Origin of the sequence: Stenotrophomonas nitritireducens (assembly GCF_050984405.1) — a bacterium.
Lineage (GTDB): Bacteria > Pseudomonadota > Gammaproteobacteria > Xanthomonadales > Xanthomonadaceae > Stenotrophomonas > Stenotrophomonas nitritireducens_B.
Genome location: NZ_CP158790.1, coordinates 3,106,865 through 3,122,779, shown reverse-complemented (window position 1 = coordinate 3,122,779; position 15,915 = coordinate 3,106,865). Strand labels below are relative to the sequence as shown.

Genomic DNA, 15,915 nt, shown 5'->3' with positions numbered 1-15,915 from the left:
GGCCGAGTCTAGCATTCGCACCCGTATGGTATTGCCGGCGGTCAGTCGGCCGCCGCCACCCGGAAGCCGTCGCGGCCCGCTGCCTTGGCCTGGTAGAGCGCCGCGTCGGTATCGCGGAACAGGTGCGCGGGCAGGCCGTCTGCCGCCGGCACGACGGTGCCCACGCCGGCGGTGATGCTGATCCGGGCCTGGCGTCCCTTGCCGACGGCGATGCCGGCGCGGCGGACACGGCCGACCAGGGTCTCGATCAGCTGGACCGCGCCCTCGCTGCCGGTGTCGGGCAGGATCAGCGCGAACTCGTCGCCGCCGAAGCGGGCGGCCAGGTCGCGCGGGCGACGCGCCAGTTCGCCGATCATGCGCGCGGTCTGCTGCAGCACCAGGTCGCCGACGTGGTGGCCGAAGGTGTCGTTGTAGTGCTTGAAGTTGTCCAGGTCGATCAGCGCCAGGCTCAGCGGGCGGCCGCTGCGCCGCGCCGCTTCGTACTCCAGGCGCAGCGCTTCCTCGAAGCGCATGCGGTTGGCCAGGCCGGTGAGCGGATCGCGGTGGGCCTGGTGGCGCCAGTAGCGCATCTGCCACAGGCCCCAGCCCAGCAGCATCAGCAGGACGCCGCCGATGGCCGCGGCCGGCGCGAACCACAGGTTGAAGCCGCGCAGCAGGAGCAGGCTGAGCAGCAGCGGAAGCGGCAGCGACACCACCGCGACCAGCCACGGCGGCAGCCGCGGCACGGTCATGCCCAGCGCGCACAGCGCCACCAGCAGGGCGACCAGTCCCACCTGCGCGGCCGGGGCCAGCGGCAGGACGACGTGCCCGCCGAGCAGCATGGAGGCGACGTTGGCCTGGTACTCGGTGCCGCTCATCCAGCTCTCGCGCGAGGTCGGCGTGAGCAGGCGCGGGGCGATGCCGCTGGCGGTCATGCCGACGATCACCAGCCGGTCGCGCAGCAGCCCGGGCGGCAGCCGGCCTTCGAGCACGTCGATGTAGGACACCTGCGGGAAAGTACCCGGCGGCCCGGCGTAGCGCAGCCGCACGTAGTTGTCGCGCCGCCACTGGTAGGGCGAGGCGGTTTCCGGGGCGGGATCGCCCAGCCCGGGGATCGGGCCGTCCTTGCCGCTGAGCGCCAGGCCCAGCGCCGGCCAGTAGGCCGAGCCGACGCCGGCCTTCAGGTACAGGCCGCGGGCGACGCCGTCGCCGTCGACCTCGATGTCGGTGTGCGCCAGAGCGGTGGCGGCCGAGGCCAGCACCGGGACCGGCAGCAGCTCCTCGGGCACCGCCTCGTCGCTGGCCGATGCCGCCAGCACCGGCAGCACGACGTTGCCGCTGCGCTTGATCGCCGCGGCCAGTTCCACGTCCTGGGTGGCGTCCTTGCGGTCCGGCTCGGGGAACATCAGGTCCAGCGCGACGCGGCGCGCGCCCGCCTCGTGCAGGCGGTCGAGCAGGCGCGCATGGGTGCCGCGCGGCCACGGCCACTGCCCCAGCTGCTGCAGGCTGCGTTCGTCGATGGCGACGATGGCCAGGCGTTGGTCGGGCGGATACTCCCAGCTGCCGACCAGCTGATCGTAGACGCGTTCGTCCTGCTGCCAGAACAGGCGCGCCTGGCTGGCCCACCCGGCCAGCACCGAGAGGGCGAGGACCAGCAGCAGCCGTTGCGGCCAGGACAGCAGCAGCGTCCTCATAGCGCCAACAGCAGCAGCGCGCCGGCCCCGACGCCGTAGCAGAGCTTGCATGGCAGCTGGATCTGCTGGGCCTGGGAGAACGGCCCGGCGTAGCCGTCGTCGTCGATGTACTGCACGCGCACGTGCAGAGTGCCGCCACGCCAGGGCTGCTTCATGGCGACTTCCGGCGTGGTGGTCTCGCGGTCGAGCAGCGGCGCGCTGAAATCGCCGCGGCGGTCGACCTGCACGCGGTAGCGCTGGCCCTCGGCGCCTGCCTGCCAGCGCAGTGTCAGCTGGCCTTTTTCGGCCTGCGCCGGCTGCAGGCCGGGGTCGGCCGGAGCGTCGCTGATGCGCAGCGGCAGCGCCTGCCCGTAACGGCCGGCGAGCCCCTGCGCGTCCACCGACGCGACCCGCCAGTAGTACTCGCCCGGGGCGAGTGCGACCGGCGAGCGCAGCCGGGTGGCGTCGATGCGGCGTTCGCGGCGTTCGCCCAGCGGCTGCGGGAACTCCGGCTCGCGCGCGATCTGCAGCACGCTGCCGGTGGCGCCGGGCACCTGCGCCCACGCGAAACGCGGATGCACCTGGTCCAGGGTCTGGCCGTGCGCGGGTGCGGTGGTCAGCGGCGGCGGCAGGCCGTCGGGCACGCGGAAGTCGTGGCTGCTGTCGTGGCCTTCGACGCCGTCGGCGCCGACCGCGCGCACCAGCAGCCGCAGCCGGCCCGGTGGCAGGTCGTCGATGCTGACGCCGGTGTCGGTGGTGTCGCGCGCGAACAGCAGGATGTCGGGCGCGTCGGCGCGCACCACCTCGACGCGGTAGCCGCGCGCCTGCGGCACCGCCTGCCAGGTGGCCAGCAGCGGCAGCGGCTCCAGCCGCAGGCCGGCCTCGTCGATCCGCGGCGCGGCTAGCAGCGGCTGCACCGGCGCCGGCGCCTGGCCGGCGGAGGCGCTCAGCGTCGCCTGCCCCGGCTCGACCATGCGCTGGCCGTGGCGGTTGCCGACGTGGACGCGGCCTTCCACTACTTCCGTCGCGGCCGGGTCGCCGCCCTGGCCGGCGCTGACCCGGAACACGGTGCCGCGCACGCTGCTGGTGGCGGTGGGCGCGGTGATCATGTAGCGCGACGCCGGCCCCTGCGCCGGGGTCACCCGGCTGCTGCTGCGGCCGCGCTGCAGGCGCAGGCGCGTGTCCACCATGCCGGTGGCGCCGTAGCTGCTGAGCTGGTCCAGGCGCAGTTCCGAGTTCTCGCGCAGCAACAGGCGCGAGTCGTCGGCGAACGCCAGGGTGATGCTGGCGTCGTCGCCGGTGCGGATGCGGCTGCCGATGGGCAGCTGCATGCCTTCGCGGGCGACGCTGGCGGCGCCATCGCCGCCGCTGATGTCGACCTGGCCGCGTACGGCCACCACGCGTGCCGGCGCCGGCTCCACCCGCAGCCAGGCAATGGGGAAGCGCAGCACCTGGCCCGGCGGCAGGCGGTAGGGGTTGGGGACGGCGTTGTGGTTCTGCAGTTCTTCCCACGACACCGTGGGCTTGAGGTAGCGCGTGCCCAGGTCCCACAGCGTGTCGCCCGGCCTTACCCGGTAGGTCCAGTCCTGCGCGCTGGCCGCGGCCGAGCACGTGAGCGGCAGCGTCGCCAGCGCGATCTGGAGCAGGGCAGTCAGGCGCAGCGCACGCAGCTTGGACAACATCATGGGCAATCGGTCCTTCAGTCGCGGGAACCGGAGCCCGATACTGCCCGGCGCCCTCCATCCCCCAGATGGCACGGCGGGAGTGCCGTGCGTCATCACTACGATGAACGGCGCATTATCGGGCAGGCCGCGTTTCGAATGCCTGAACGCGCAATGACGTTTTCAGAACAGCAGCGACGACATCCGGCGGCGGTAGCGGCCGACGAGGTCTTCGTCCTCGACCACGCGGAACGCATCGATCAGCGCCTTGCGCGGCAGCCCTTCGCGGTAGCCGCGGTCGATCCGCAGCATCTCCAGGAACTGCTCCAGCGCGGCCTCCTCCTGGCCGACCAGCAGGCGGTGGATGCCGAGCAGGTAGCGTGCTTCCAGGTCGTTGCCGTCGGCCTGCACGCGGGCGGCCAGGGCGTCGGCGGGCGGCGCGTCGGCCAGCGCGGTGTGGAAGTCCAGGCGAGCGCGGGCGCGCACCGCGCGGTCGTCGGTGGCCAGGTTGGCCGGCAGGGCGTCGAGCAGCTGCCCGGCTTCGCCGACGGTACCGGTCTTGATCAGGGCCAGCGCCAGGTCCAGCTTCAGTTCGTCCTTGTCCGGCTCGGCGGCGATGGCCTCGCGCAGCGCGGCGACCTGCGACTGCGGGTCCAGCGGCACGGCCTCGACCTCGGCGTCGGCGTCGGCCGGTGCGGCGGCGGGGACGACGCCGTGCTGGGCCAGGAATTCGCGCAGCTGGCCTTCGGGCAGGGCGCCGGGGAAGCCGTCGACGATCTGGCCGTCCTTGACCAGGAACACCGTGGGCACCGAGCGGATCTGGAAGGCCGCGGCGATCTGCTGCTCCTTGTCCACGTCCACCTTGGCCAGCTCGAACGCGCCGTGGTACTCGCCGGCCAGTTTCTCCAGGATCGGTCCCAGCGTCTTGCACGGCCCGCACCAGGTCGCCCAGAAGTCCACCAGCACCGGCACCTGCAGGGATTTCTGCAGGACTTCGGTCTCGAAGGTCGCGGTCGTGGCGTCGAAAACGTGGGGCAGGTCGGACATTGCAGCGCTCGCAGGAAAGTTCTCGCCCGAGATGGTGGCAGAGCGCCGGGATGCAAGTCGATGTAAAAAATATTTGACATCGCCGATGCCGGATGTAATGTCTGCATTACATTTCGTATGCCATGGGTGACATCGTGGGCAAGGGAAGGATCGCGGGGCTGCTGGTCGTGGCGGGGCTGGCGATGTGGCTGCTGCTGGCCGGGCCGGCACGGGTGCTGGGCCTGGACGGCGGCAACATCGGCGTGCTGTTGCTGATGGGCACGATGTGGGCGGCCTTGCACGGCATCGGCCGGGCCACGCGCGAGGATCTGGAAAGCGCTGGTTCGCCGGGCGAATGGAAGGCCTGGCTGGGCCTGGGCTTCATGTCGCTGGCGGTCGTCTATGCCCTCGCCAGGGCGCCGGTGTTCCTGCACATGACGCGTTGGAACGATCCCGACGCCGCAGCGGTCGCGCGCAACCTGGTGCTGCTGCTGGTCGCATGGACCGTGCTGTCGCGGGTAGTGGATTCGCGCTGGAAAGAGGCGGTGCGCGGCGACGAACGCGACCGCGGCATCGAACACGCGGCGGCAGGATGGGGACGCGGCGCGCTGGTCGCCGGCGTGATCGGCGTCGCCGTAACGCTGGGCCTGTCGCCGGCGGAAAAGCTGCAGTGGGCCCGGCCGTTCGTCGTCGCCAACCTGCTGGTGTTCGTGCTGATGGGGAGCTGGCTGGTCGAATACGCGGCGACGGCGATCCAATACTGGCGCGACCGGCACGGGGCCAGGGCATGACGCGGCGGCAGGACATGGGGGATGTCGTGGAGGAACGGCGGATGAAGGCAGGAGAGATGCTCGCGGCGATGAACCGCCACGAGAAGACGGCATGGCTGCTGCTGGCCGCGTCCGGCCTGGCGGCGGGCCTGCTGGGATGGGAGTTGTTCTTCGGGGACGATGGGCCGGAAACGAAGGTCATCGGCCCCGCCTGGTGGCTGTTCCTGGTCGGGTACGTCTTCTTCATCCGCAGGGACCGCACGCTGGCGGTGGACGAACGCGACCAGGCGATCCAGGCGCACGGCGCGCGGGCTGGCTATGCGGCGTTGATGCTCATGCTGGTGGTCGCTTCGATGGTGGTGGAGGGCTTTGGCGGCTTCGTCGCTTCGCGCACCGGCCATTGGCTGGGGAATTTCCTCTTCTGGCTGGTCTGCATCTTGATGAGCCTGCACGCGGCGGTCATGGTCTGGCATTACGGGCGCGACCGCCGATGACCTGCACCCCGATCGGCAACGACATCCGCCGGCTGCGGTTCGAACGTGGCGAAATGACCCAGCAGGCGCTGGCCGACGCCTGCGGCGTGACCCGGCAGACCATCATCGCGCTGGAGGCGGGGCGGTACGCGCCTTCGCTGGAACTGGCTTTCCGCATCGCGCGCGCGTTCGGCGTCGGCGTGGAGGATGTGTTCCGCTGGCAGGACTGAGCGCGCGCGCTTCAGGCGTCAGGCCGCGGATACGGAACGGCCCGCACCAGGCGGGCCGTGGCGCGGGAGGCGCTGGCCAGGTCAGTGGTGCGCCGGCTGTTCCGGCATCGCCGCGGCCGGAGCGCTTCCCGGCGCCGGCGTGGCCGCCGTACTGGCGGGCGCCGCGCTGGTGGCGGGCAGCGAGAGCTCGGGATTGACCTGCTGGGCCTGCAGTGCCTTGATCTGCTGGTTCAACGCTTCCAACTGGGTGTTGGTGGCGCGCAGGTCCGAGCTGAGCGCGACCGCCTGCTGCTTGCGCTCCTGGAGCGCGTTGCTGACCTGCAGCGACTGCTGCCGCTGCTGCTCGGCCTCCTGCTGCAGGCCGCGCAGGCGGCGCTCGTTGAGCGCCACCAGCTTCTCGCTGTAGGCCTTGCCGGCCTGCAGGCGGACAGTGTCCAAGTACACCTGCGCCAGTTCCTTGGTCTGGTCGACGAAGGTCTGGTACACCGATTCGGCGCTCTCGGCCGATTCGGTGCGGATCACGCGCCAGAATTCCTTTTCATGGAACAGGGCGACGTAGTAGTTCAGCGACTCGGCATGGAACAGCAGGCTGGCGCCATAGTTGCCGTTGTAGGTGGTGCGCATCTCGGTCAGTTCGCGGTTGCCCATCAACCGCTGCAGGTCGCTGACCGTATTGCCGATGACCGTGTCCTCGCTGCGCGGCGGCGCGGCGGGCACCTCGGCCTCGCCGCGTTGCCAGCGCCCGGCGTGCGCGTCGGGCGCGACGCCCAGGCCAGTGAGGAAAAACAGGGTGGCGCACAGCCACGCAGGCAACGTATCCATCGTTCTCATGGTCCTCGAACCCCCCGGATCGCGACGACCGCCGGACTGTCCATGCCGGCGGTGATTGGCGCCGAGTCTAGCATGTGGAAAACGGCCGGAAATCCATCGCCGGTCGCTGTTCTGCGCACACCCGCGGCCCCTCAGTAGACCAACTGCGCCGGGGTGCACTGGATCGACTGCACGTGCACGTCGGTGCGGCCCAGTTCCAGCCCGAGCACCTCGGTCAGCGTCTGGGCAAGCAGGGTGCCGACGCTGTTGAGGAGGGGCTTGAGGAAATCGAGCGCAGGCTTGAGGACCAGGCACAACAGGCCGTTGCAGGTGACCGGGCCGTTGCCCGGACTGGTCACGCCGCTGCCGCTGTAGGCATCGAGCAGGCCATCGGGTGCGGTCTGGAGGTAAGAGGTCAGGTTGCGCTTGAGGCAGTTGTTGTAGTCCAGGTTGCCGAGCAGGCTGTTGCAGCGCTCGATGGCCAGGCCGCCGAGCAGGGTGCCGAGCAGCCCGCTCAGCACGCCCAGTCCCTGGCCGGTCGCGGTGGCGCGGTAGCCTTCCCAGATCGAGCCATCGCGGAAACAGGTGGTGAGGTTGAGCGGCGGGCAGGCGTAGGGCACGCCCTTGGTGACGGTCCAGTCGAGCGGCGGAAGCCCTTCGCTTCCAGCGCGCAGCAGGGCGATGGTGCGGTCCACGTCGTAGCGGCCGCCGCCGGGATTGGCGGTCTTCAGGAAGCGGTCGGCGAGGTTGGCGGCGGTGGAGGCCTGGTTCATTCCCTCGGCACCGGGATCGAGCATGCGCGACAGGACCTTGAGCAGTTCGTCCACCAGTTGTTCGACCGTGCTGCCGACCGCCAGCGGGTTGACCTGCGTCGAACCGGTCTGGCCCGCGGCCAGGGTCAGGCTCTGGCTGTCGCTCAACGCGTTGATGCTGATTTTCTTGTTGACCAGCGGCACGCCGAGCAGGGTCAGCAGCTGCTCGTCCTGCAGGCGCGTGTCGCAGACCTCACTCCTGGAGAACACGTCGGCGGCGGCCACCTTGCCCACGCAGGTGCGCAGCACCGAGGCGTCCACGCGCACGGTGGCCGTCGGCGGCGCCTGCCCGCACTGCAGCGAGGTCAGCGTGCCCATCGCATTGGTGATGTCGGTGTAGATCGGCAGTTTCAAACGTGTCCCTAGCGCGGACAGGCTCGGCCCAAGCAGGGGAATGTCCTGGCTGTCGATGTCGATCGCCAGCCGCACCTGCGCGTTGTAGGCGCGTGCGCCCACGCCGCCGATGGCGATGGACGGCGGTTCGACGATGCCGGCGCGCACGCTGCCTCCGCCGGGCAGGCCCAGGTTGTCCACCGCCACGGCATGGCCGTCCGAGGCAATGGCGATGGCGGTGGTGACCAGGTCCATCGCGTTGACGTCGGCCTGCAGCGCGCTGCCGATGGTGCCGTCCGGCGCGACCACGGTGGCGAACAGGCCGCCGACCGGATCGCTGCCGCCGAGCGGGATGCTGAGGCTGTCCAGGTCCAGCTGCGTGCCGATCCGGTTGGCCAGCGCATCCAGGCGCAGCCCCGCCGCGCCGTTGCGCTCGAGCACGGTGGTGGTGGCGTTGAGCAGCCCGCCGAGCGAAACCCGGCGCGCGGCCAAGAACTGGTTGAAATCGGCCACGCTCATGTCGACGTCCACCGGGAATCCCAGCGCCTCCAGCAGGCCGGCCGGGGTGACGTTGGCCTGGGCCAGGCCGTCGTAGGCGAGCACGGTGGCGGTATCGACGTTGACGCCGGCCAGGCGCAGCACGTTGCCCAGCGGCGAGTTGCCGTTGACCCGCAGCAGCTGCGAGCCGACGGTGAACACCGCGCTCGGCGGCGTACGCCTGGCCACGGCCTGCGCCTGCACGTCCGGAAGGCCCGCGTTCTGGCCGAAGAACGGGACGGCCGCGCGGCGTGCGGTGATCTTCACCGCGTTGAGCGGATGTTCGTCGTCGACCGTTTCGGCGAAGTGGTCGGCCGCCGGGTTGGCCACCCCCCAGTTGCCGCAGCGCACGGTGATGCTGCCGGCGAACCGGTTCTCTTCCATCGCGTTCTGGCGCGCGGCGCGGTTGTCCTGGTTGTCGGCGCTGCACAGTTCCAGCCGCTGCGCGCCGGCCAGCGCGGCGAGGTCGGCGACCTTCTGCGCCTCGCGCTTGGCCCAGTAGAGATGGCCGATCTCCACCAGGCCGAGGATCGCCACCAGGCTGAGCAGCAGCAACATCATCATCACCGAGCCGCCGCCGCGCGCTGGACAGGGGGGAAACGCGCGCGGCCGGCGCGGGCCGGTTGCGGGGGGGGCGCGCGGTCATGGCGGCGCCTCAGCGTCCGGACCGGCCGCTTCCCGAGGTGGGCAGCGCGGCGTCGAAATATTCGGGAACCGGGTGCTTGAAGCTGTCCAGATGGCGCTGGTAGCTGCGGCTGGCCGCCTCGCCCAGCATCGGCAGCGCATTGCCGGCCTGCGTGCCTTCGGCCTGCAGCCGCAGCAGCGCCCGGGTGGTGTCGCCGATCTGGGAGCGGGCCGGTGCGTCCGCGGCCGGCGTTGCGGACGCCGGCTCTGGCGCGGCCGGCTGCGGCGCGACGGCCGGCATGTCGGTACGCGCGGTTAGCGGCGGGTGCTGCGCGTGCGCGGGCGTCGCCAGCAGCAGGCACAGCACGAAGGCGGGGCGTGTCATGGCAGCACCTCATCGGGGCGGTCGGAGGAAGGGGTGAAACGCTCGAGCATCGAGCCCGGCGGACGCGAAGTGGCATCGCCCGCGGCCACCGGCGGGGCCGGCGTTGCGGCCGCCGTCGCCGGCGCGCGCAGGGCACCGTACAGGCGCATGACCTCGCCCCGAACCGGCTCGGCAAGCTCGGCACGGCGCATGATCGCGTCGGCGACAGCCGGCTGGTCGGACAGCAGCGCCCACAGCGCCAGGTTGGCGACCGCGCGCGAATTGCCGGGCGCGAGTTCGGCGGCCTTGGCCAACGGCGCGCGGGCGTCGGCAACGCGGCCGGCCTGCAGCAGCGCGAAGCCGAGGTCGCCCAGATAGCGCGGTTCCAGCGGCTCCAGCCGCACCGCCTGGGCCAGCGCCTGCCACGCGTCGTCGCGCCTGCCGGCGGCGGCTGCGACCCGGCCGAGCCCATGCCAGGCGGGCGGGCGCGGCCTGCGCGCCGCGCAGCAGGCCGCGGTAGAGCGCTGCCGCCGACTCGCCGTTGCCGGTTTCGCGCAGCGCGTCGGCTTCCAGCAGACGCAGCGCGGGCGTATCGCCGAAGCGCGTGCGGAAGGCCTCCACGTGCGCCAGCGAGGCGTAGTAGGCGCCCTGGTCCTGCATCTGCCGGATCAGCGCCAGGTACATGGCGCGGTCGTCCTGCGGCGCCGGTTCGCCGGCCGGTTCCGCCGGCGGCGGGCGATAGGCCATGCCGCCGTGCGCGCAGGCCGGCAGCAGCAGGACGAGCAGCGACGCCGGCGCCCTGCGCTTCATGACTTTCCCATCCCGGCGAGCGCGCTTGCCAGGGCCAGGATGGCTGGGCCGGACAGCACCAGCATCAGCGCCGGCAACAGGGTCAGCATCATCACCACGGTCATCTTCACGGACAGTTTCCCCACCTTTTCCTTCATCTTCATCCGCCGCTGTTCGCGCAGCCGCATGCCGAACTGTTTGAGCGGCTCCTGCACTGCGCCGCCGTGCTGGTGCACCTGCAGCACCATCTGCACCAGGCTGCGCAGGTCGTCGTTGCCGAAATCCTCCGAAAGCCGGCGCAGCGACTGCGCGCGGCTGCGGCCGCGGGTGTAGGCCGCGTTGGCCTGCTGGATCTCGCGCCCCAGCGTCGGGATCGCCACCTGCAGCTTGTCGCCGATCATCTGCAGGCTCTGGTCGATGCTGAAGCCGATGCCCTGCAGCAGGCGCAGCAGGTCGATCAGCAGCGGCAGCTCGTCGTCGACCCTGCGCCGCAGGCGGCCGGCCCAGGCGCGCAGCGCCAGCTTGGGCAGCAGGATGCCGAGCGCGCATCCACACACCACGAGGGCGCCCGCGCGCAGACCGTGCGGCTGGATCAGCAGCAGGCCGAGCACGGGCAGCAGCGCGGCCAGCAGCACGCGCAGCGCCAGGAACGCCGCAGCGCCGGAATGATGGTTCCAGCCGACCTGCTCGAGCAGCAGCCGGTCCTCCGGCGCCAGCAGCATCTTCTGCAGCCGGCTGCCCTCGAAGTTGTCGCCGATGGCGCTGAGCTCGGCCAGCAGCGCCTGCCAGCGGCCACGCGGCGCCGGCGCCGGCGCTTTCTGCGCATGCTCCAGCGCATGCTGCAGCGTCGCCTTGACCTGCCGCGCGCGCCGGTCCTGGAACAACAGGCCGGCGGCGCCCAGCAGCAGCGCCAGCGCCACGCAGGCCACCGCCAGGGCGAAGAGCAGGTTCATGCGCCGGCCTCGCGGGTGCGGCGGGACGCCGGCAGGGGCGGGCATCGGCTCATATCGACTTCGCCAGCCGGTACAGCACGAACGCGCCGGTCGCTTCCAGCGCGACCGCCAGCAGCAGGATCTTCCGCCCCAGCGGCTCATGGAACATGGGCTGGAAGAAGTCCGGATTGAGCACGGCCATGAACAGGGCCGAGACCACCGGCAGCAGGCCCAGCACCCAGGCGGACATGCGCGTCTCGGAGGTCGTGGCCTGCAGTTCGCGCTGCACCTCCTCCATGTCGCGCATGAAATCGCTCATGCGCTGCAGGATCTGGTCGCTGCGGCCGCCGATGCGGATGCTGGTGCCCAGGATCACCGACAGCATTTCCAGCGGCTGCAGCCGGTACGCCTGCGCCGCCTGCAGCAGGGCGCGGTCCAGGTCCATGCCGGCGCGGGTGTAGCCCAGCGCGTTGTCGAGGATCGGGCGCAGCGGTGGGGTGACGTTCTGCGTCGCGCTCTGGAACGCCATGGACAGGCTGTTGCCGATGCCGGCCATGCGCACCATGTTCTCCAGGAAATCCGGCATCTGCGCGACCAGCCGCTGGCGCGTCTTCTCGATGCGGCGCTGCAGCCACAGGCCCGTGCCCAGCGCGTACAGCAGCAGGGTCAGCGCGCCGAACCACGCCGAGCCCAGGCGCATGCCGGCGGCGACCGGCAGGACCAGGGCGGGCAGCGCCAGCAGGACCAGCGTGCGCCGGCCATCGCCCAGCCCGGCACGCCGCAGCGGTTCGGCCCAGCGTTGCCGCGGCACCTGCGGAACGGCCGGCGACGCATTGCCCGGCTTGCCGGCGCCGGCCGGCGCCAGCCGGGTTTCGGCATGCAGGGCGGCGGCACGCTGCTGCTGGCGCGCGGCCACGCCCCACCACAGGTGGAGGGCGCCGACCGCCAGCAGCAGGGCGATGCTGGCCATCAGCAGGGCCAGGGTCACGGCAGTTCCCCCAGCGCGGCCTGGCGCAGCTCCATGCGGAACGGCTCGAGCTTGTGGCAATGCGGGTGGAAACCCAGGCCGAGCCAGCGGTCGCGTTCGCGGCTGTCGTTGTCGATCCAGCTTTCGTGTTTGAACAGCTCCTGGCTGCTGATGATGTTGTCGCTGACCCCGGTGATCTCGGTGATGGACAGGATCACGCGGCGGCCGTTGCCCAGGCGCGAGATCTGCACGATGAAGTCGATGGCGCTGGCGATCTGCCGGCGCAGGCTTTCCTCGCTGCCCTGGAAGCCGGCGAAGCCGGCCAGCATCTCCAGCCGGTACAGGCAGTCGCGCGGCGAGTTGGCGTGGATGGTGGCCATCGAGCCGTCGTGGCCGGTGTTCATCGCCTGCAGCATCTCCAGCACTTCGGCGCCGCGCACTTCGCCCACCACGATCCGGTCCGGACGCATGCGCAGGCTGTTGCGCACCAGGTCGCGGATGCCGACCGCGCCGCTGCCGTCGAAGCCGCCCAGGCGGCTTTCCAGGCGCACCACGTGCGGGTGGTTGAGCGACAGTTCGGCGGTGTCCTCGATGGTGATGACGCGCTCGTTGTGCGGGATGAAGGTGGCCAGCGCGTTGAGCAGCGAGGTCTTGCCGGAACTGGTGCCGCCGGAGATCAGGATGTTGCAGCGGCCGCGCACCATCGCGTTGAGCAGCGCGTAGATGGGCTTGTCGAACGCGCCGCGGCCGAGCAGTTCGTCGGGCGTGAACGGGTCCTTGCGGAACTTGCGGATCGAGACCATCGGCCCGTCCACGGCCAGCGGCGAGATGATCGCGTTGAGGCGGCCGCCATTGGGCAGGCGCGCGTCGACCATGGGATTGGAATCGTCCAGGCGCCGGCCGAGCGGGGCGATGATCCGGCGCAGGATGCGCAGCAGGTGGCGGTCGTCGCTGAAGCGCTGCGGCGCGCGCTGCAGCACGCCGCCGCTGGACACGTGCACGTCCTTGTAGCCGTTGATCAGGATGTCCTCGATCTCCGGGTCGCGCAGCAGGTCGTCCAGCGGGCCGAAGCCGATCAGCTCCTTCTGCAGGGCCGTGGCGACGGTTTCCATTTCCTGGGCGTTGACCGGGATCCGCCATTCCTTGACGAAGGCGGCGGTCTGCGCCTGCACGAACCTGGCGATGGTCGACGGCGACCAGGCGTCGATGTCGACGCGCTCGTCCTCGATGTGGTTGAGCAGGTACTCGTGCGCGGCCGAGAGCATGCTCTGGAACTGCTCGGTCTGCTCGAACGGCACGCCCGGCGGCGGCGCCTCCGCTTCGGCGGCGGGCGCCATGCGCTGCGGCAGGGGAGTGACTTTGTCTTCCATGGTTAGCGACCCAGGAGAGAAGCGAGGCGGGCGAGGGGAGAGACGATCGGCGCCGCGTCGCGGCCGCCGGCCAGGTGCTGCAGCAGCGGCTGCAGCGCCCGCACGTACGGGTCGCGCGGCGCGCTTTCGGTCAGCAGGCGGCCCAGCCCGGTGCTGGCGCGCAGCGCCCGGCTGCGTTCGGGCACGGTCGCCAGCAGCGGCAGGTCGAAACGCTCGGCGATCTGCCGGTCGCTCAGCCCGCCGTCGGGGTCGTAGCGGTTGACCACCAGCTGCAGGCGCTCGTCGCGCAGTTCGCGCTGTTCCAGGTCGCGTACCGCCTGGTCCAGCGAGACCAGCGTGCCGATGCCCTGGTCGGCGACCAGCCAGATCTCGTGGGCCTGCCTCAGCAGCGCGCTGGGCACCTGCGACATCGGCAGGCCGCCAGTATCGGCGAGGGCGAGCGGGAAGATGCCGCGCAGCTGCTTCAGCAGCGCCGTCGGCTCGTGCACCGGCGGCAGCGCGGTGCCGGCCATGCCCAGCAGCGCCAGGCCGCTGGCGTGATGGGCCAGCGCGGTGGTGGCGAAGGTGGAGTCGATGCGTTCGACGTGGCGCAGCGCTTCCTCGTAGCCGAAATGGCTTTCCATGCCCAGGTAGAGCGCGCCGTCGCCGTGCGGTTGGCCCAGGTCCAGCAGCAGCACCTGGTTGGCGCGCTGCCCGCCGCTGCCGGGATGGTTGAAGCGCGCGGCCAGCTGCGCGCCGAGATGGACCGCGAGCATGCTGGCGCCGACGCCGGGGCGCACGCCGTGCACGTGCAACACGACCAGGCGCCCGGCGGGCGCGGGCGCCGGCGCGGCGGGCGTGGTGGCGATCGCCGGCGCAGGCACGGCTGCGCGTGGCGACGCGGTCGAATACTTCGAGCATCTGCGCGGCGCTGTTGTCGATGTCGATGAAATCGCGCACGCCGGCGCGCATCGCCACCAGCAGGTGGCGGGCCTGTTCCGGTCCTTCGCTGCCCACCCCCACCAATGGCAGCGGGCATCCGCCGGCGATCAGCTGCCGCGCCAGGTCGGACGAATAGCCGGCATTGCCGCCGCAGTAGTCGAGCAGGACCAGCGGCGCACCGGCGGCGGTCGCGGCGAGCTGCGACGGCGGCACGTCGCGGCTGTCCACCCACGCCAGCCGGGCGTGCCCGGACAGCGTCGAACCGAGCCGCGCCATGTGGCGGTTGTCGGGGGCGTAGAGCACCAGTTGCAGTGTCGGGGTCTGGTGCATGAGCGGCAGGGGCACGACCGATGGCATGGCGGCTATGTCAGCGGGAGAAGCCGGGCAACTGGTCGGGTGAGGCCGGATGCAGCAGCCACGAGCCCCACACCGGCAGGCGCGGCTGGGACTCGCGCTGGCCCGGCAGCGGGATGTCCGTGCCCCTGGCCAACGGCCGCACCAGGCGCGGGGTGACCACGATCACCAGTTCCTTGTCCTCGCGTTTGTAGTCCAGGTTGCGGAAGAACGAGCCGATCACCGGGATGTCGCCCAGCAGCGGAATCTTGTTGACCATCGACGACAGCTGGCTGCTCACCAGGCCACCGATGACGAAGCTCTCGCCATCGCCCAGTTCGACGGTGGTGTCCGCGCGCCGGGTGGAGATGGCCGGGATCTGCACGCCGTCCAGGGTGATGCCGCGCGTGTAGTCCAGGTCGCTGGCCTCCGGAGCCACCTTCAGCGCGATGCGGTCCGGCGCCAGCACCGTGGGCGTGACCGTCAGGCCGATGCCGAAGGGCTTGAACGTCACCGTCGTGGTGCCCAGGCCCTGCGGTTCGAGGATGGGCAGTTCGCCGCCGGCCAGGAAACTCGCGCTCTGGCCGGACAGCGCCACCAGGGTGGGTTCGGCCAGTACGCGTGCCATGCCGTTGCTCTGCAGCAGGTCGATGCTGGCGTTCCAGTTGTGGGGGAGGGAGCTGGCGACCAGCTTGAAGGCCGAGGACAGCGCGCCGCCGCTAGCCGACGTGGGCGAGGCGACGCCGTAGCTGAAACCGCCGTTGGTGTTCCTGAAGTTCAGGCCGATCTGGCGCAGCACGCTGCGGTTGAACTCGACCACCTTCACTTCCACCTGCACCACGCCGCCGCTGGCGATGGTGGACACGTCGTTGACCACGCCCTTCTCGCCGACCGCGCTGGCGGCGGCCTTGCGCGCGGCTTCGTGCGCCAGCAACGAAGGCGTTTGGCCCTGCAGCAGCGCCTGCCCGTCCTGCACCGCGACCGCTGGAGAGCGGGCGTCGAGCAGGCCGCGCTGCACCGCACTGCGCACGTCGACGCGGATGCGGGTCGGCGCGGGCTGCCCGCGCTGCCACAGCATCAGCGTGGTGCTGCCGCTGTTCTTGCCGACCAGCAGCACGTGGCGCCGGTCGCGCAGGGACGTGACGTCGGCGATTTCCGGGTCGGCGATGGCGATCCGTTCCACGTCCTCGGGCAGCGTCCACGGCCGCTGCTCGTGGAGCTCCAGCTGCACGGCGTCGGTCGCCGCCATCTGCGCCAGGGCCGCGGCCGGCAGGCAGGCGACCGGCGCGGCCGCCGACAGGAGCAGCCGGA

Annotated in this window: 15 protein-coding genes; 3 read left to right on the top strand and 12 right to left on the bottom strand. The window is 71.4% G+C overall.

Annotated elements, in window-relative coordinates:
- Nucleotides 1–41 precede the first annotated feature (41 nt).
- The 3 genes from ABTV91_RS13905 to trxA form a co-directional block, all read right to left on the bottom strand.
- Nucleotides 42–1,673 carry a CHASE2 domain-containing protein gene (locus ABTV91_RS13905; RefSeq protein WP_433851953.1) on the bottom strand — a complete coding sequence of 544 codons (1,632 nt, stop codon included), beginning with the start codon at nucleotides 1,671–1,673 and terminating at the stop codon, nucleotides 42–44.
- Nucleotides 1,670–3,337, bottom strand: a complete 1,668-nt coding sequence (locus tag ABTV91_RS13900; protein WP_433851952.1) for a FecR domain-containing protein — start codon at nucleotides 3,335–3,337, stop codon at nucleotides 1,670–1,672. The genes ABTV91_RS13905 and ABTV91_RS13900 overlap by 4 nt, the downstream gene beginning before the upstream one ends.
- A 159-nt stretch (nucleotides 3,338–3,496) precedes the next feature.
- Nucleotides 3,497–4,360 (bottom strand): thioredoxin, encoded by an 864-nt coding sequence (gene trxA / locus ABTV91_RS13895; protein ID WP_433851951.1) that lies wholly within the window; start codon nucleotides 4,358–4,360, stop codon nucleotides 3,497–3,499.
- 122 nt (nucleotides 4,361–4,482) lie between these two features.
- On the opposite strand from trxA, the gene ABTV91_RS13890 reads away from it, so the two are divergent.
- From ABTV91_RS13890 to ABTV91_RS13880, 3 genes are read left to right on the top strand one after another with little or no spacing between them, the layout of a single operon-like run.
- Nucleotides 4,483–5,130, top strand: coding sequence for a hypothetical protein (locus tag ABTV91_RS13890; RefSeq protein ID WP_433851950.1), 648 nt, complete (start codon nucleotides 4,483–4,485; stop codon nucleotides 5,128–5,130).
- Entirely contained in the window at nucleotides 5,127–5,603 is a 477-nt protein-coding gene (locus ABTV91_RS13885; RefSeq protein WP_433851949.1) for a hypothetical protein, read from the top strand. Before ABTV91_RS13890 ends, ABTV91_RS13885 begins: the two co-directional genes overlap by 4 nt.
- On the top strand, nucleotides 5,600–5,812 hold the full coding sequence (locus ABTV91_RS13880) for a helix-turn-helix transcriptional regulator (RefSeq protein ID WP_433851948.1): 213 nt from the start codon (nucleotides 5,600–5,602) through the stop codon (nucleotides 5,810–5,812). The genes ABTV91_RS13885 and ABTV91_RS13880 overlap by 4 nt, the downstream gene beginning before the upstream one ends.
- A gap of 81 nt (nucleotides 5,813–5,893) precedes the next feature.
- Here the strand turns inward: ABTV91_RS13880 and ABTV91_RS13875 are convergent, their stop codons facing one another.
- From ABTV91_RS13875 to ABTV91_RS13835, 9 genes are all read right to left on the bottom strand, one after another.
- Nucleotides 5,894–6,634 (bottom strand): DUF2968 domain-containing protein, encoded by a 741-nt coding sequence (locus ABTV91_RS13875; RefSeq protein ID WP_433851947.1) that lies wholly within the window; start codon nucleotides 6,632–6,634, stop codon nucleotides 5,894–5,896.
- A gap of 140 nt (nucleotides 6,635–6,774) precedes the next feature.
- Nucleotides 6,775–8,871 (bottom strand): TadG family pilus assembly protein, encoded by a 2,097-nt coding sequence (locus ABTV91_RS13870; RefSeq protein ID WP_433851946.1) that lies wholly within the window; start codon nucleotides 8,869–8,871, stop codon nucleotides 6,775–6,777.
- Nucleotides 8,872–8,959: 88 nt separating this feature from the next.
- The gene (locus tag ABTV91_RS13865; RefSeq protein WP_433851945.1) at nucleotides 8,960–9,313 is read right to left on the bottom strand and encodes a DUF3613 domain-containing protein; all 354 of its coding nucleotides are present in this window, start codon (nucleotides 9,311–9,313) and stop codon (nucleotides 8,960–8,962) included.
- The gene (locus tag ABTV91_RS13860; RefSeq protein WP_433851944.1) at nucleotides 9,310–9,696 is read right to left on the bottom strand and encodes a hypothetical protein; all 387 of its coding nucleotides are present in this window, start codon (nucleotides 9,694–9,696) and stop codon (nucleotides 9,310–9,312) included. Before ABTV91_RS13860 ends, ABTV91_RS13865 begins: the two co-directional genes overlap by 4 nt.
- A gap of 402 nt (nucleotides 9,697–10,098) precedes the next feature.
- Nucleotides 10,099–11,034 (bottom strand): type II secretion system F family protein, encoded by a 936-nt coding sequence (locus ABTV91_RS13855; RefSeq protein ID WP_433851943.1) that lies wholly within the window; start codon nucleotides 11,032–11,034, stop codon nucleotides 10,099–10,101.
- Between the two features lie 49 nt (nucleotides 11,035–11,083).
- Nucleotides 11,084–12,001, bottom strand: a complete 918-nt coding sequence (locus ABTV91_RS13850) for a type II secretion system F family protein (protein WP_433851942.1) — start codon at nucleotides 11,999–12,001, stop codon at nucleotides 11,084–11,086.
- Nucleotides 11,998–13,350 (bottom strand): CpaF family protein, encoded by a 1,353-nt coding sequence (locus ABTV91_RS13845; protein WP_433851941.1) that lies wholly within the window; start codon nucleotides 13,348–13,350, stop codon nucleotides 11,998–12,000. Before ABTV91_RS13845 ends, ABTV91_RS13850 begins: the two co-directional genes overlap by 4 nt.
- Before the next feature lie 2 nt (nucleotides 13,351–13,352).
- Nucleotides 13,353–14,213 carry an AAA family ATPase gene (locus ABTV91_RS13840; RefSeq protein WP_433851940.1) on the bottom strand — a complete coding sequence of 287 codons (861 nt, stop codon included), beginning with the start codon at nucleotides 14,211–14,213 and terminating at the stop codon, nucleotides 13,353–13,355.
- 425 nt (nucleotides 14,214–14,638) lie between these two features.
- A complete protein-coding gene (locus ABTV91_RS13835) occupies nucleotides 14,639–15,853 on the bottom strand; it encodes a type II and III secretion system protein family protein (RefSeq protein WP_433851939.1) in 1,215 nt (404 codons plus the stop codon).
- Between the last annotated feature and the right edge of the window lie 62 nt (nucleotides 15,854–15,915).

What these genes read in the sequence shown, in the direction of transcription:
- ABTV91_RS13905 (WP_433851953.1), bottom strand. Translation starts at nt 1,673, where the DNA reads ATGAGGACGCTGCTGCTGTCCTGGCCGCAACGGCTGCTGCTGGTCCTC.
- ABTV91_RS13900 (WP_433851952.1), bottom strand. Translation starts at nt 3,337, where the DNA reads ATGATGTTGTCCAAGCTGCGTGCGCTGCGCCTGACTGCCCTGCTCCAG.
- trxA (WP_433851951.1), bottom strand. Translation starts at nt 4,360, where the DNA reads ATGTCCGACCTGCCCCACGTTTTCGACGCCACGACCGCGACCTTCGAG.
- ABTV91_RS13890 (WP_433851950.1), top strand. Translation starts at nt 4,483, where the DNA reads ATGGGTGACATCGTGGGCAAGGGAAGGATCGCGGGGCTGCTGGTCGTG.
- ABTV91_RS13885 (WP_433851949.1), top strand. Translation starts at nt 5,127, where the DNA reads ATGACGCGGCGGCAGGACATGGGGGATGTCGTGGAGGAACGGCGGATG.
- ABTV91_RS13880 (WP_433851948.1), top strand. Translation starts at nt 5,600, where the DNA reads ATGACCTGCACCCCGATCGGCAACGACATCCGCCGGCTGCGGTTCGAA.
- ABTV91_RS13875 (WP_433851947.1), bottom strand. Translation starts at nt 6,634, where the DNA reads ATGGATACGTTGCCTGCGTGGCTGTGCGCCACCCTGTTTTTCCTCACT.
- ABTV91_RS13865 (WP_433851945.1), bottom strand. Translation starts at nt 9,313, where the DNA reads ATGACACGCCCCGCCTTCGTGCTGTGCCTGCTGCTGGCGACGCCCGCG.
- ABTV91_RS13855 (WP_433851943.1), bottom strand. Translation starts at nt 11,034, where the DNA reads ATGAACCTGCTCTTCGCCCTGGCGGTGGCCTGCGTGGCGCTGGCGCTG.
- ABTV91_RS13845 (WP_433851941.1), bottom strand. Translation starts at nt 13,350, where the DNA reads ATGGAAGACAAAGTCACTCCCCTGCCGCAGCGCATGGCGCCCGCCGCC.
- ABTV91_RS13835 (WP_433851939.1), bottom strand. Translation starts at nt 15,853, where the DNA reads ATGGCGGCGACCGACGCCGTGCAGCTGGAGCTCCACGAGCAGCGGCCG.